The following is a 13,373-nucleotide window of genomic DNA, read 5'->3' as shown; positions in this document are numbered from 1 at the left end:
AGCGGTCCAGTGTGCCTTGGATGCGCTCGATATTCGCAAGGTCCGTGCCGATGCCGAGGATCATGCCGCGACCTGAAGATCGACAACGGTGATCCCCGCCGCGCCAGAGTTGCACAACGCCACAAGGCGGGCCCCAAGGGCGCGGTGGTCGGGATCATCCAGATAGGCCCGCGCAGTCGCGGGACCGTCGAAGTCACAGGTAAACCCATAGGCGCAGTCGGGCGACTTGCCTTCGAAATCGCGGTTCGGGCCATGGGCAAAGCCAAGAAACCCCGCGATCTGGTCGCGCAGCGCATCCAGCCCCGCCATCACCTGCGCCAATGCGTCAGCATCATGGCCCGCAGCCAGATCAAGCATGACGATATGGCGGATCATCCGCGCGCCTCGTCCATGATCCGGCGCATCTCGGCAATCGCGGGGGTCAGACCGCGAAAGATCGCCTCGCCGATCAGGAAATGGCCGATGTTCAATTCGACCACCTGCGGCAGCGCGGCGATGGGGCCGACGCAATCGTAGGTCAGGCCATGGCCCGCGTGCACCTCCAGCCCCAGATCGGCGGCAAAAGCAGCCATATCGGTCAGCTTGGCGAGTTCCGCGTCGCGGGCGTCGAAACGGCCCTCGGCATGGGCGTCGCAATAGGCGCCGGTGTGCAATTCGATCACCTGCGCGCCGATCCGTTGCGCGGCCTCGATCTGGCGGCGGTCGGCGGCGATGAAGATCGACACGCGGCAGCCCGCCTCGCGCAGGGGAGCGATGTAATGGGCCAGGGCGTTTTCCTCGCGCGCGACCTCCAGCCCGCCCTCGGTCGTGCGTTCCTCGCGCTTTTCGGGCACGATGCAGACCGCATGGGGTTTGTGGCGCAGGGCGATGCCTTGCATTTCCGCCGTGGCCGCCATCTCGAAATTCAGCGGTGCGGTCAGCGCCGCCATCAGGTTCTCGATATCCGCGTCCGAGATATGGCGGCGGTCCTCGCGCAGGTGCGCGGTGATGCCGTCGGCGCCTGCCGCTTCGGCCATGATCGCGGCGCGCACTGGATCGGGCACGGCCCCGCCACGCGCATTCCGCACGGTCGCGACGTGGTCGATGTTTACACCTAGGCGCAGTTTCTGTGGCATCTCGACATCCTTCACATGGCGCTATTCACCGGCGCGCCGCGCAGGTGACGTCTTTTTGTTCAACTGGTCAAGCTTGGCGCGCAGCAGCTTCTTGCGGCGCTTCTGATAGGCCGCAATGACCGGCACGGACAGATAATAGATCGCCGTCGCCGTAAGGACACCGGGAAGGATACCGCCAACCAGATAGGGAAAGAACAGATCGTTGTAAAAGACCTTCATCCCGGCCCAGTCGATGGACTCGGGGGTGAAGATCGCAAGGAAATTGTACCACAGGTCCTGGCCTGCATCGCGGAACTTCTGCCCAAGCTGGTGGGGCGTGCCCTGTGGAAGACCCAGCATCCACGCCCCCAGCGTGATCGAGACATAGCCAATGGGTGGAAAGGTCAGCGGATTGCCGAAGAAAGTGGCCATGAGTGCGGCAAGGATGTTCCCGCGCACAAGCCGCGCGATAAGCCAGGCGACAAAGAAATGCAGCCCGAACAGCGGCGTGAACGAGACGAAAACACCCGCCCAGATGCCACGGCTGATCTTTTGCGGTGTATCGGGCAGGCGGCGCAGGCGATGCTTGACGTATTCGAACGCGCGGGCCCAACCGCCACGGGGATAAAAGAAGTCCAGCACGATCCGCCCGACCGCCCGTCTATCCCTGCGTTTGAAAACCAAGGCGCTATCCCTCTCTGCGGGGGCCCCCCGCCGCACCCGCGCCCATCAGCGAAGGGTCCCTGTGCCGCGAAATCGACGACACGTTGCTTTCTGCCTCCAGGGCCGTCACCACGCGGTGCATATGTTCGGCATCACGCAAATCGATATCGATCAACAACCTGAAGTAATCCGGTTTCCGGTCTATGAATCGCAGGTCAGAGATATTGGCGTTCTGTTCCCCGATCAATGTGCAAATTCGTCCCAAGACACCGGCATCATTGGCAATCGTGACGTCGAAGGTCACCGTATAGACCGGCTTGTGCACACCGTCCTTCCAGTGCAGGTCCATCCAGCGCTCGGGCTGCTCTTCGTAGTCGGCAAGGGCCGCGCAATCGATCGCATGCACCACCACCCCGTGACCGCGAAAGGTGATCCCCAGAATCCGCTCGCCCGGCACCGGCTGGCAGCAGGTGCCGCGCTGGTATTGCTGGTCGACGCCCAGACCGATGACCGCGCGCGCCTGATCGATTTCATCGCCGCGCTTCATTTCCAGTTCCGGATAGATCGCCCCGACGACCTCGCGGCCGGTGATCTCGGCGCTGCCCAGACGGGCCAGCAGGTCTTCGACATCGTTGATCGCCAGCGCCTTGGCGGCAGTGCGCAGCGCCTTGTCAGAGGCGCGTTTGCCGACATTCTCGAAGGCGACACGGGCCAGTTCGCGCCCCAGCTTGACGAAGCGTTCGCGGTCCTCTTCGCGCAGGGATCGCCGGATCGCGGTCTTGGCGCGGCCGGTGACGGCGATGTCAATCCATGTGGCCTGCGGGGTCTGGCCTTCGGCGGTGATGATCTCGACCGACTGGCCGTTCTTCAGCCGCGTCCACAACGGCACGCGCAGCCCGTCCACCTTGGCGCCGACACAGGCCGCGCCGATCCGCGTGTGGATGGCATAGGCAAAGTCGATCGGGGTCGCGCCGCGCGGCAGCTTGATCACGTCGCCCTTCGGCGTGAAGCAGAAGACCTGATCCTGATACATCTCGAGCTTCACCGCTTCGAGGAACTCATCGTGGTCCTGATCCTCGTCCAGACGTTCCGTCAGGGCGGAAATCCATTGCACCGGATCGACGGCAAAGCGGTTCTCGACACGTTCGCCGTTCTTGTAGGACCAATGCGCGGCGACGCCGGTCTCGGCGACCTCGTGCATCTCGCGGGTGCGGATCTGCACCTCGACCTGTTTGCCGTCACGGCCCGAGACCGTGGTGTGGATCGACCGATAGCCGTTCGACTTGGGCTGGCTGATGTAATCCTTGAACCGCCCCGGCACCGCGCGCCAGCGCTGGTGGATCGCGCCCAGCGCGCGGTAGCAATCCGCCTCGGTCGCGACGATCACGCGAAAGCCGTAGATGTCGGACAGGCGGCTGAAGCCCTGATCCTTCTCCTGCATCTTGCGCCAGATCGAATAGGGTTTCTTTGCGCGTCCGCCGACCTCGGCCTGAATATCGGCCTTGTCCAGTTCCACCCGCATGTCGGTGGTGATCTTTTGCAGCACGTCCCCGCTTTCGCGCTGCAAGGTGATGAAGCGCCGGATGATCGAGTTGCGCCCGTCGGCGTTCAGCACCTTGAAGGACAGGTCTTCAAGCTCTTCGCGCATCCATTGCATCCCCATCCGGCCTGCCAGCGGGGCGAAGATATCCATCGTCTCGCGCGCCTTCTGGACCTGCTTTTCGGGGCGCATCGACTTGATCGTGCGCATGTTGTGCAGACGGTCGGCCAGCTTCACCAGCGTCACGCGCAAGTCGCGGCTGGTCGCCATGAAGAGCTTGCGGAAGTTTTCGGCCTGTTTCGACTGGGTCGAGGTCAGTTGCAGGTTGGTCAGCTTGGTGACGCCATCGACCAGTTCGGCGATTTCGCGGCCAAAGCGCTTCTCGACCTCGGCGAAAGAGGCCTTGGTGTCTTCGATGGTGTCATGCAGCAGCGCGGTGACCAGCGTCGCATCGTCCATCTGCTGTTCGGCCAGAATCATGGCCACGGCGACAGGATGCGAAAAATAGGGCTCGCCGGAGTGGCGGAACTGCCCCTCGTGCATGGCTTTGCCAAAGGCGAAAGCCTCGTGCAGCAGTGTCTGGTTTGTCTTCGGGTTATAGGTGCGGACCCGCGCGATCAGCTCATCGACTGAGGTTATCTGGTCCAACACCGGCATTTGCCCGCGATGGGTCCGCGCTTAGCGCTGACCCTGCGCCTCCATCAGGGCGCGCAGCAATTTTTCTTCCGACAGGTCATCCTCGGCGGGCTTGTCATGTTCGGCGCCCATCAGCAGGGACATGCTGTCTTCTTCCGGTTCGTCCACCTCGATCTGGGTCTGGTTGGCTTCGATCATACGCTCGCGCAGGTCGTCGGCCAGTTGGGTTTCCTCGGCGATTTCGCGCAGCGACACGACGGGGTTCTTGTCGTTGTCGCGCGATACGGTGATCGGCGCACCGGACGAGATTTCGCGGGCACGGTGGGCCGCAAGCATCACAAGCTCGAACCGGTTCGGAACTTTATCGACGCAATCTTCGACGGTGACGCGGGCCATATCTTCGCTCCAGTCAGGGAAAAGGGGACTTCGGAAGCCGCTTCCTTACGGGGTTCCGTCCTGAATGGCAAGGGGGCGCGGCTGCGGAAATGCCACAAAATCAGGCGGTTTTTCAATGGGCGAGCGGGACGACACCGGCCTTGTCCGCCGCTGGCAGCGCGTCGCAAAGCGCGCACAGGCGCACGCCGGAAACGGGGTGCACCCAATCGGGCGCGATCTCGGCCAGCGGCACCAGAACGAAGGCACGGTCCTGCATCCGCGGATGCGGAAGAATCAGCGCCTCTGGCGCCCGCTGCATCTGTTCGTCCAGCGGCAGGTCGCGCCACGCGGCATAGGTCTGCGGATCGGGCAGCACCCCTTGGCCCAGCGCCACAAGATCAAGATCGAGCGTGCGCTGCCCCCAGCGCCTGACCCTTTCGCGGCCCGCCTCGGCCTCGATCCGGTGCAGGGCGGCCAGCAGGTCCGGCGCGGACAGTTCGGTCTCGAATGCGGCGGCGGCGTTCACGAAATCCGGCCCCGATCCGGCAGGAAATGCAGGCGTGCGATAGAACCGGCTGGCGGCCACCTTGCCTGTCGCCAGCGCAGCAAGCCGGGTCAGTGCCGCGGCGACCGTTTCCTGCGAACTACCCCAAAAGGATAGGTCATTACTCCCTAAGGATATAAGAGCAATCTCGCGCATAGGTGACTCGTCCTTCGGTTGCCTCTGATCCCGTCCTGTCTACATACTATCCGCCTACGCGTCGCCCAGGCACTCACGGGTAATTTTGGCGCAAACGACATTTGAAAGGACGAAGGATGTTTTACCGCGATGAGCGCCTTGCGCTCTTCATCGATGGATCGAATCTCTATGCAGCGGCCAGATCGCTGGGCTTCGACATCGACTACAAGTTGCTGCGGCAGGAATTCATGCGCCGGGGCAAACTCTTGCGGGCCTTCTACTATACGGCACTTCTGGAAAACGACGAATACTCGCCGATCCGGCCGCTGGTGGACTGGCTGCACTACAACGGCTTCAGCATGGTGACCAAACCGGCCAAGGAATACACCGACAGCATGGGACGCCGGAAGGTGAAGGGGAACATGGACATCGAACTGACGGTCGATGCCATGGAACTGGCCCCGCATGTGGATCATGTGGTGCTGTTTTCCGGCGACGGCGACTTCCGCCCGCTGGTCGAGGCCTTGCAGCGCAAGGGCGTGCGCGTCTCGGTCGTCTCGACGATCCGCAGCCAGCCGCCGATGATCGCCGACGAGCTGCGCCGCCAGGCCGACAACTTCATCGAGCTGGATGAACTGCGCGAGGTGGTCGGACGCCCCGCCCGCGAACCGCGCGATGACCTGTCCCAGACGCGGGAAACCGAAGACGTCTGACGGACAGTCCTGCGGGCAGGGTGTTTGGGAGGACGCCCTGCCCGTTCGACGCACTGGACCTGACCGCGTCAAACCCTTACCTCTGGTGCAAAGCCGGAGTGACCCATGCCGAAACCACCCCTGACATTGTATCTCGCCGCGCCGCGCGGTTTCTGCGCCGGTGTCGACCGCGCCATCAAGATCGTCGAGATGGCGCTGCAGAAATGGGGCGCCCCCGTCTATGTCCGCCACGAGATCGTGCACAACAAATTCGTCGTCGACGGCCTGCGCGATCTCGGCGCGGTCTTTGTCGAGGACCTGGACGACTGCCCCGATGACCGTCCGGTGATCTTCTCGGCCCATGGCGTGCCAAAGGCGGTGCCAGCCGCCGCCGCCAAGCGCGAGATGATCTATGTCGACGCCACCTGCCCGCTGGTCAGCAAGGTCCATATCGAGGCCCAGCGCCACGCCGACAACGGGTTGCAGATGATCATGATCGGCCACGCAGGCCACCCCGAGACCGTCGGCACCATGGGCCAACTGCCCGAGGGCGAGGTCTTGCTGGTCGAAACGGTGGAAGATGTGGCAAAGGTGCAGGTCCGCGACGCGGGCAAGCTGGCTTTCGTCACGCAGACCACGCTGTCCGTTGACGACACCGCCGATATCGTCGCGGCACTGCAGGCGCGGTTTCCCGACATCGTCGGCCCCCATAAGGAAGACATCTGCTACGCCACCACCAACCGGCAAGAGGCGGTCAAGGCCATGGCCCCCAAATGCGACGCGATGCTGGTTGTCGGTGCGCCCAATTCCTCGAACTCGAAACGGCTGGTCGAGGTGGGCGCGCGCGCGGGCTGCGACTATGCGCAACTGGTGCAGCGGGCGGCGGATATCGACTGGCGCGCGCTGGAGGGCATCCGCTCGATGGGCATCACCGCCGGTGCCTCGGCCCCCGAAGTCCTGATCAACGAGGTGATCGACGCCTTCCGTGACCGCTATGAGGTGACCGTGGAAATGGTCGAGACCGCCAAGGAAAACGTCGAATTCAAAGTGCCGCGCGTGCTGCGGGAACCGGCCTGATCCGATGACCCAGATCCCTCGCTCTGCCCTGATCCTCGGCCTTGCCGGATTGCTGCCCTTCCTCTGGGGGGCGCTGACGGTCGTGAACGCGCCCGTGCAGCAATGGGCGCTGAACGCACTCGGCGGGCGGTTCGTCGGGCCTTTCGTGCAATTGTCCTACGGCGCGGTGATCCTGTCGTTCATGTCCGGCGTGCTTTGGGGCTTTGCGACGCAGGCGACGGGCCGCGTTGCCACCGCCGGTTATGTCCTGTCGGTGATCCCCGCGCTCTGGGCCTTTTTCATGGTGGGCGGCGGGCCGACGACCGCGGCGATGAACCTGATCACCGGCTTTCTGGGGCTTCTGCTGCTGGACTGGCATTTCTGGCGCCTCGGCCTTGCGCCGCGCTGGTGGATGCACCTGCGGGTGCTGCTGACCGCGATCGTCGTGCTGTCCTATCTGCCGCTTGTGATCTGATGGTCGATGCCCGCACGATCGCCTTTTATGACAGCGCCGCCGACCGCTATGACAACCTGACCAAGTCAGGCGCGCCGGACGGTGATCTGCGCGACTTCATGGCGCTGCTGCCCGAAGGCGCCCGCGTTCTAGACCTTGGCTGCGGGCCTGCCCGTGCCTCGGTCCATCTGCGCGCCGCGGGCTTTCGCCCCGATCCGGTGGACGCCTCTGCCGGCATGGTCACGCTGGCGAACGAGGCCCATGACATCGGCGCGCGCCTGCTGACCTTCGACGAACTGCAGGCCGAGGCCGCATATGACGCGGTCTGGGCCAATTTCAGCCTGCTGCACGCCCCCCGCGCCGACCTGCCACGCCATCTGGCGGCAATCGCGCGCGCGCTGAAAACGGGCGGTGTCTTTCATATCGGCATGAAAACCGGCGAGGGCGACCTGCGCGACGGTATCGACCGCTTCTATACGCTGGTCAGCCTTCCCGAACTGACGGGGCTCGTCACGGGTGCCGGCCTGACGGTCATCGCCACCCGCGAGGGCGAGGGCAAGGGCTGCGCGGGCACCATCGACCCTTTCGTGATCATGCGGGCGCGCAAGGATGGCTGAGGTTTTCGCCTATACCGACGGCGCCTGTTCCGGCAACCCCGGCCCCGGCGGCTGGGGCGCGCTGCTGATCGCCCGCGAAGGGGACCGCGTGGTGAAGGAGCTTCCCCTGCAAGGCGGCGAGCCCGAGACCACCAACAACCGGATGGAATTGATGGCCGCGATCTCGGCGCTGGAAAGGTTGGACCACCCCACGAAACTGACCGTGGTGACCGACAGCGCCTATGTGAAGGACGGGATCACCAAGTGGATACACGGCTGGAAAAAGACCGGCTGGAAGAAAGGCAAGGTCAAGAATATCGAGTTGTGGCAACGGCTCGATGCGGCCGCCGCGCGCCATGACGTGACGTGGCAATGGGTCAAGGGTCACGCCGGCCACCCCGAAAACGAACGCGCCGACGCATTGGCGCGGGCGGGCATGGCCCCGTTCAAAGGTTAGCACGCAGAGTTTCGCGAAACTCTGCCCCCACTTTCTGGCACAGAAAGTGGCCGCTAGCCGACCTTCAGCACGATCTTTCCGATATGCGCGCTGCTTTCCATCCGCGCATGGGCGGCCGCAGCCTGATCCAGCGGAAATTCCTGATCCATCACCGGCGCGACCTTGCCCGCCGACAGAAGCGGCCAGACATGGGTGCGCAACGCATCCGCAATCCGCGCTTTCGCCAGATCGGATTGCGGACGCAGGGTCGATCCGGTGATCGTCAAACGGCGGGTCATCAGTTGCACAAAGTTCAGATCAGCCTTCGGTCCTTGCAGAAAGGCGATCTGGACCAGCCGCCCGTCATCGGCCAGCGCCTTGAGGTTGCGCTGGATATAAGGCCCGCCGACCATATCGAGGATCACGTCCGCCCCGCCGATCTCTTGCATCTTTGCGACAAAATCGGTCTCGCGGTAGTTGAAGGCGGCCTCGGCCCCCAGAGCCTTGCAGGCCGCGCATTTGTCATCCGAACCCGCGGTCGCAAAGACCCGCGCGCCAAAGGCCCGCGCAAGCTGGATCGCCGTTGTGCCGATCCCCGAACTGCCGCCATGGACCAAAAACCGCTCGGCCGCGCGCAATCCGCCGCGCATGAAGACGTTGGACCAGACGGTGAAGAACGTCTCGGGCAGGCAGGCGGCCTGTTTCAGGCTCAGACCGAACGGCACCGGCAGGCAATGGGCGGCGGGGGTCGCCACATATTCCGCATAGCCGCCACCGGGCAAGAGCGCGCAGACCTGATCGCCGACCTTGAGGGATGACACCGTCGCACCCACCGCCACGACCTCGCCTGCGGCTTCCAGCCCCGGCAGGTCGCTGGCCCCTGCGGGCGGATTGTAAAGACCCGCACGCTGCAGCGCGTCAGGCCGGTTCACGCCCGCGTAGGCCACCCTGATCACGACCTGATCGGCAGCGGGTTCGGGCATGGGCCGTTCGGTCAGTTGCAGAACGTCCGGCCCGCCGGGGGTGGTGATCTCGATTGCCTTCATCGCCGCTGTCCTTTCGCTTTGCCCCAGCTATGCGGCATCGCGCGGCGAATGACAAATGCCCGCTCAGGGATTGCGCCAGACACCGGGCAGATCGGGGTCCTGCATCCGCGCGGGGGCCTTCACATGCGCCGTCAGACGGCCCAGCGCCGTGGCGAATGGCCTCGTCAGCGGGTTCGCCCGGGCATCGGCCTTGAGCTTTTCGAACCGCATCACATCGTCGATGCGGCGGTCGATGAAGGCATCGGTGGCCTGCGCATCCAGACTGTCATCGCCCAGCCAGAACAGCACCACCGCCGAATAGACCCCCGAGAGCGTCAGCCGCTTGGTATACCAGTTCACATCCAGCGAGGTATCGCCCAGCGCCGTCCAGATCGCATCCGCCGTGCCCCAGATCAGCTTGGCCCCGTCAGGCGCCATATGCGGCAGCGCGAAAAGTGTCGTGCCACGGCGCACCGCCTCTTTGTCGGTGATCGCCTGCAACCGCAGCCGGATCGCATGGGCGACCTTGTCGCGGAAACGCATGTCGCGCAGATCGGCCGCGCCAAGCGCCGCCACCATCAGGGCATCGCCGCGCCTGTGATAGGCGATGGCAAGGTCCACCGCGCCGCGCGGACAGATCGCGCGGGCATGGGCCGGATCAAGGCCGGCATCCGCCACGGCGGCATCGAAAGTGGCCTGCGACCAACCGTCGAAGGCCACATGCGGCAGGGCGGCATCCAGCATCTGGTCCAGCATCGGGTCGATTGGCGCTTGCATCATTCTCTCCTCACGTCAGGTACTGGACAAACTAGCCTTGCTTTGCTATCTGGCCACTTCCTGCAATTTTTGCAAATCCAACTTAGAAAGGTGGTGTATACCACATGCAGGTAAGTGTTCGTGATAACAACGTCGATCAGGCGTTGCGTGCCCTGAAGAAAAAACTTCAGCGCGAGGGCGTGTTTCGTGAAATGAAGCTCAAGCAGCATTTCGAAAAGCCCTCGGTCCGCAAAGCGCGCGAAAAAGCCGAAGCGATCCGCCGTCAGCGCAAGCTGGCCCGCAAGAAGCTGCAGCGTGAAGGTCTGCTGTAAGGCAAACCGTGCGACGTGAAAGTCATGAACCCCCGTCTGAGCGATCAGGTGGGGGTTTTGCATTGGGGGGGTGGTGCAAGCCCGCCCCTGCTGGAAGGCAGGCGTTTTTGCCGGACGTCTTCGGGGCGCTATATTCCCAGACATGGGCAGAAGGCCCATTTTTCTGGGAGGAGAAAATGAACAAGTTTATCTTGGCCGCGACAGCAGGAATTTTGATCACGGGAACTGCCTTCGCCGACGGCCACCGAAGTGCAGCGCCCGAAGGCGCCAAAGCCTACATCATTTCACCGGCAGACGGGGCGACGGTGTCGAACCCTGTGACCATCGTTTTCGGATTGGAAGGTATGGGTGTGGCTCCGGCCGGGACCGAGGTGGACAATACAGGTCACCATCATTTGCTGATCAACACCGACCCGGCCAGCTTGGACATGGATTCGGGTCTGCCGGCGACGGACCAGATCGTCCATTTCGGTGGCGGTCAGACGCAAGTGACCAAAGAGCTGCCAGCAGGCACCCACACATTGCAACTGCTTCTCGGCGACTGGGGACACGTTCCGCACAACCCGCCCGTGATGAGCGAGATGATTACGATCACTGTGAACTAACCCGATAGTGCAGCGCATGATGCGCGCACCTTAGACGAAGCGGATCGGTCCGCTTCGTCACCGCCCCCGCAGCCGCCAGACCAGCGGCACGATCGCGACCACCATCACCCCTGCCAGCAGGAACGGCGCGCCCGGGAAATAGACGCCCTCTCCATCCGTCGCCGCTTCGAATACGCCGGTCAGCAACAGGGGCGAGACCACCGCCGCCACCGATGAAAGTGCTGCGATGACGCCCTGCACCAGCCCTTGCATATCCTCGCCCACGCGGTTGGCGGCATAGGCGGTCATCAGCGGCGGGGCCATGTCCGAGAGCGCCGAGATCGGCAGAAAGATCACCACCGCCCAGACCGCACCGGTGAAGCCGAAGCCGATGAAAGCGGTGATCGAGGCCGCGAGCGCCAGCATCAGCGTCGGAAAATCACCCAGACGTGCAGTCAGCGAGGGCAGCAACCCCGCCTGCACCGCCGCGATCAGGATACCGTAAGCCGAAAGCGTCAGCCCGATGGTGAAGCCGTCCCAGCCGAAGACCTCGCGCCCCCAGAAGGCCCAGAGCGTCACATAGGTCATGTTCGCGAACTCGAAGACGAACAGGCAGACCAGTGGCACCGCAAGCCCGACAATCGCAAAGGCGCGGATGATGCTGCCGAAAGGGTTCAGATCACGCCTGCCGAAGGGTCTCCGGTTTTCGGGTTTGAGCGATTCAGGCAGGATGAAAAAGCCGAAGATCACGTTCGCCCCCGACAGCACGGCGGCGATCCAGAAGGGTGCGGTGATGTGGATACCGGATGCCAGCCCGCCCAGTGCCGGCCCCATCACGAAGCCGATCCCAAAGGCCGCGCCGATCATCCCGAAGGCGGCGCTGCGGTCCTCGGGCTTGGCGATGTCGGCGATATAGGCGGTCGCCGTGATATAGGTCGCCCCCGCCATGCCTGCGAGGATCCGGCCCAGCAAGAGCACCCAATAGGTCTGCGCCAGCGCCATGATGATATAGTCGATGGTCAGCGTCACCAGCGCGAAGATCAGCACCGGACGCCGCCCGTAAGCGTCCGAGAGGCTGCCGATCACAGGGCCGAACAGGAACATCGCCGCCGCATAGGCCGACATCATGATCCCGCCCCAAAGCGCGCCCTCGGCCGTGCTTTTCGCGCCCACGCGGTCCATCAGGTCGGGCATGATCGGAAACACGATCCCCACCCCGATCGCGTCGATCAGAAGTGTCGCCAGAATGAACAGGAAAGGGCCGCGCAGCTTCATGCGCTCCTGTGGCACGTGGTCTGTGCCGCTGGCAAGAGAATATGCTGTCAGGTCCTGTCAGCAGACTGCCAGAGCCGGCCTAGCACGATCAGGACAAAGCCCATGGCGCTGACGAAGCCTGCAAGGTTGATCGTGACCCAAAGCACCCGCCAGCGGACGGGGTGGGCCTCGGCGTAGGTGGGCATTTCAGGATCGCGCAGATCGAAGGGCACCCGCGCGATGTCCAGATAGCCATAGGCCATTCCCGCAACGAACATCCCCGCCAGCATGGCGACCGGGGCCTTGCGGATGAGAAAGCCCGCCACGCCGCCCCCTACGCCTAATGCTGTTCGGGCACCAGAATCTCGCGCTTGCCGACGTGGTTGGCGCTGCTGACGACGCCTTCCTCTTCCATCTGCTCGACGAGACGCGCGGCCTTGTTATAGCCGATCGCCAGTTTGCGCTGGATGTAGCTGGTGGAACACTTGCGGTCCTTGATCACGATGGCCACGGCCTGATCGTAAAGCGCGTCCTCGCCATCGGTATTGCCGCCCAGACCCAGCACCATGTCGATATCGCTGGCCTTTTCATCCTCGGGGCCTTCGACCACGCCGGACATATAGGCGGGCGGCCCATAGGATTTGAGGTGGTTGACGATCTCTTCGACCTCTTCATCGCTCACGAAAGGCCCATGCACGCGGGTGATCTTGGACCCGCCCGCCATATAGAGCATGTCACCCATGCCCAAGAGTTGCTCGGCCCCCATTTCACCCAGGATCGTGCGGCTGTCGATCTTCGACGTCACCTGAAACGAAATCCGCGTGGGGAAGTTCGCTTTGATCGTGCCGGTGATCACATCGACCGAAGGCCGCTGTGTGGCCATGATCAGGTGGATGCCGGACGCCCGCGCCATCTGTGCCAGACGCTGGATGCAGGCCTCGATTTCCTTGCCCGCGACCATCATCAGGTCGGCCATCTCGTCCACGATGACGACGATGTAGGGCAGCACCTCGGGCTGGAATTCTTCCGTTTCGAAAATCGGATCGCCGGTTTCATCGTCGAAACCTGTCTGCACGGTGCGGCTGAACATCTCGCCCTTGGCCAGCGCGTCCTTCACGCGGCCGTTGAAGCCGTCGATATTGCGCACACCCATCTTGGACATCTTGCGATAGCGTTCCTCCATCTCGCCCACGACCCATTT

The 13,373-nt window shown here is 63.5% G+C and carries 18 protein-coding genes; 7 read left to right on the top strand and 11 right to left on the bottom strand.

The window, feature by feature from the left end:
• Positions 1–60: 60 nt before the first annotated feature.
• The 6 genes from V7N12_RS09860 to folK form a co-directional block, all read right to left on the bottom strand.
• Positions 61–375: a Dabb family protein gene (locus V7N12_RS09860; protein WP_333714350.1), complete on the bottom strand. Its 315-nt coding sequence runs from the start codon at positions 373–375 to the stop codon at positions 61–63.
• Positions 372–1,115 (bottom strand): pyridoxine 5'-phosphate synthase, encoded by a 744-nt coding sequence (locus tag V7N12_RS09855; protein ID WP_333714349.1) that lies wholly within the window; start codon positions 1,113–1,115, stop codon positions 372–374. The genes V7N12_RS09860 and V7N12_RS09855 overlap by 4 nt, the downstream gene beginning before the upstream one ends.
• Positions 1,116–1,136: 21 nt before the next feature.
• On the bottom strand, positions 1,137–1,778 hold the full coding sequence (locus tag V7N12_RS09850; RefSeq protein ID WP_333714347.1) for a DUF2062 domain-containing protein: 642 nt from the start codon (positions 1,776–1,778) through the stop codon (positions 1,137–1,139).
• 4 nt (positions 1,779–1,782) lie between these two features.
• Complete coding sequence (locus V7N12_RS09845; protein WP_333714360.1) at positions 1,783–3,936, bottom strand: RelA/SpoT family protein; 2,154 nt, start codon at positions 3,934–3,936, stop codon at positions 1,783–1,785.
• Between the two features lie 39 nt (positions 3,937–3,975).
• A complete protein-coding gene (gene rpoZ, locus V7N12_RS09840) occupies positions 3,976–4,329 on the bottom strand; it encodes a DNA-directed RNA polymerase subunit omega (protein WP_333714346.1) in 354 nt (117 codons plus the stop codon).
• A gap of 112 nt (positions 4,330–4,441) precedes the next feature.
• Entirely contained in the window at positions 4,442–5,008 is a 567-nt protein-coding gene (gene folK / locus V7N12_RS09835; protein ID WP_333714345.1) for a 2-amino-4-hydroxy-6-hydroxymethyldihydropteridine diphosphokinase, read from the bottom strand.
• A gap of 116 nt (positions 5,009–5,124) precedes the next feature.
• Here folK and V7N12_RS09830 point away from each other — a divergent pair, with 116 nt between their 5' ends.
• From V7N12_RS09830 to rnhA, 5 genes are all read left to right on the top strand, one after another.
• Complete coding sequence (locus V7N12_RS09830; RefSeq protein ID WP_333714344.1) at positions 5,125–5,700, top strand: LabA-like NYN domain-containing protein; 576 nt, start codon at positions 5,125–5,127, stop codon at positions 5,698–5,700.
• A 105-nt stretch (positions 5,701–5,805) separates the two neighbouring features.
• Positions 5,806–6,756, top strand: coding sequence for a 4-hydroxy-3-methylbut-2-enyl diphosphate reductase (gene ispH / locus V7N12_RS09825; RefSeq protein ID WP_333714342.1), 951 nt, complete (start codon positions 5,806–5,808; stop codon positions 6,754–6,756).
• A gap of 4 nt (positions 6,757–6,760) precedes the next feature.
• Complete coding sequence (locus V7N12_RS09820) at positions 6,761–7,210, top strand: DUF3429 domain-containing protein (protein ID WP_333714341.1); 450 nt, start codon at positions 6,761–6,763, stop codon at positions 7,208–7,210.
• Positions 7,210–7,806: a class I SAM-dependent DNA methyltransferase gene (locus V7N12_RS09815; RefSeq protein ID WP_333714339.1), complete on the top strand. Its 597-nt coding sequence runs from the start codon at positions 7,210–7,212 to the stop codon at positions 7,804–7,806. The genes V7N12_RS09820 and V7N12_RS09815 overlap by 1 nt, the downstream gene beginning before the upstream one ends.
• Positions 7,799–8,242 (top strand): ribonuclease HI, encoded by a 444-nt coding sequence (gene rnhA, locus V7N12_RS09810; protein ID WP_333714338.1) that lies wholly within the window; start codon positions 7,799–7,801, stop codon positions 8,240–8,242. The genes V7N12_RS09815 and rnhA overlap by 8 nt, the downstream gene beginning before the upstream one ends.
• Before the next feature lie 53 nt (positions 8,243–8,295).
• Here rnhA and V7N12_RS09805 read toward each other — a convergent pair whose 3' ends face one another.
• Both V7N12_RS09805 and V7N12_RS09800 read right to left on the bottom strand, forming a co-directional pair.
• Positions 8,296–9,267 carry an NAD(P)H-quinone oxidoreductase gene (locus V7N12_RS09805; RefSeq protein ID WP_333714337.1) on the bottom strand — a complete coding sequence of 324 codons (972 nt, stop codon included), beginning with the start codon at positions 9,265–9,267 and terminating at the stop codon, positions 8,296–8,298.
• Between the two features lie 63 nt (positions 9,268–9,330).
• Positions 9,331–10,026: a COQ9 family protein gene (locus V7N12_RS09800; RefSeq protein WP_333714335.1), complete on the bottom strand. Its 696-nt coding sequence runs from the start codon at positions 10,024–10,026 to the stop codon at positions 9,331–9,333.
• A gap of 101 nt (positions 10,027–10,127) precedes the next feature.
• On the opposite strand from V7N12_RS09800, the gene rpsU reads away from it, so the two are divergent.
• Both rpsU and V7N12_RS09790 read left to right on the top strand, forming a co-directional pair.
• The gene (gene rpsU, locus V7N12_RS09795; RefSeq protein WP_008231221.1) at positions 10,128–10,334 is read left to right on the top strand and encodes a 30S ribosomal protein S21; all 207 of its coding nucleotides are present in this window, start codon (positions 10,128–10,130) and stop codon (positions 10,332–10,334) included.
• A 176-nt stretch (positions 10,335–10,510) separates the two neighbouring features.
• On the top strand, positions 10,511–10,939 hold the full coding sequence (locus V7N12_RS09790) for a DUF4399 domain-containing protein (RefSeq protein ID WP_333714330.1): 429 nt from the start codon (positions 10,511–10,513) through the stop codon (positions 10,937–10,939).
• Between the two features lie 57 nt (positions 10,940–10,996).
• On the opposite strand, the gene V7N12_RS09785 is transcribed toward V7N12_RS09790, so the two are convergent.
• The 3 genes from V7N12_RS09785 to V7N12_RS09775 all read right to left on the bottom strand — a co-directional run.
• Positions 10,997–12,193 carry an MFS transporter gene (locus V7N12_RS09785; RefSeq protein WP_333714329.1) on the bottom strand — a complete coding sequence of 399 codons (1,197 nt, stop codon included), beginning with the start codon at positions 12,191–12,193 and terminating at the stop codon, positions 10,997–10,999.
• A 47-nt stretch (positions 12,194–12,240) separates the two neighbouring features.
• Positions 12,241–12,498 carry a hypothetical protein gene (locus V7N12_RS09780; protein ID WP_333714328.1) on the bottom strand — a complete coding sequence of 86 codons (258 nt, stop codon included), beginning with the start codon at positions 12,496–12,498 and terminating at the stop codon, positions 12,241–12,243.
• Between the two features lie 14 nt (positions 12,499–12,512).
• On the bottom strand, positions 12,513–13,373 hold an 861-nt coding region (locus V7N12_RS09775; RefSeq protein ID WP_333714327.1), incomplete at its 5' end, for an FtsK/SpoIIIE domain-containing protein.

Source organism: Yoonia sp. (assembly GCF_036770585.1).
GTDB lineage: Bacteria > Pseudomonadota > Alphaproteobacteria > Rhodobacterales > Rhodobacteraceae > Yoonia.
The sequence above is the reverse complement of the archived record's forward strand: the minus strand, read 5'-3'. Positions and strand labels throughout refer to the sequence as shown.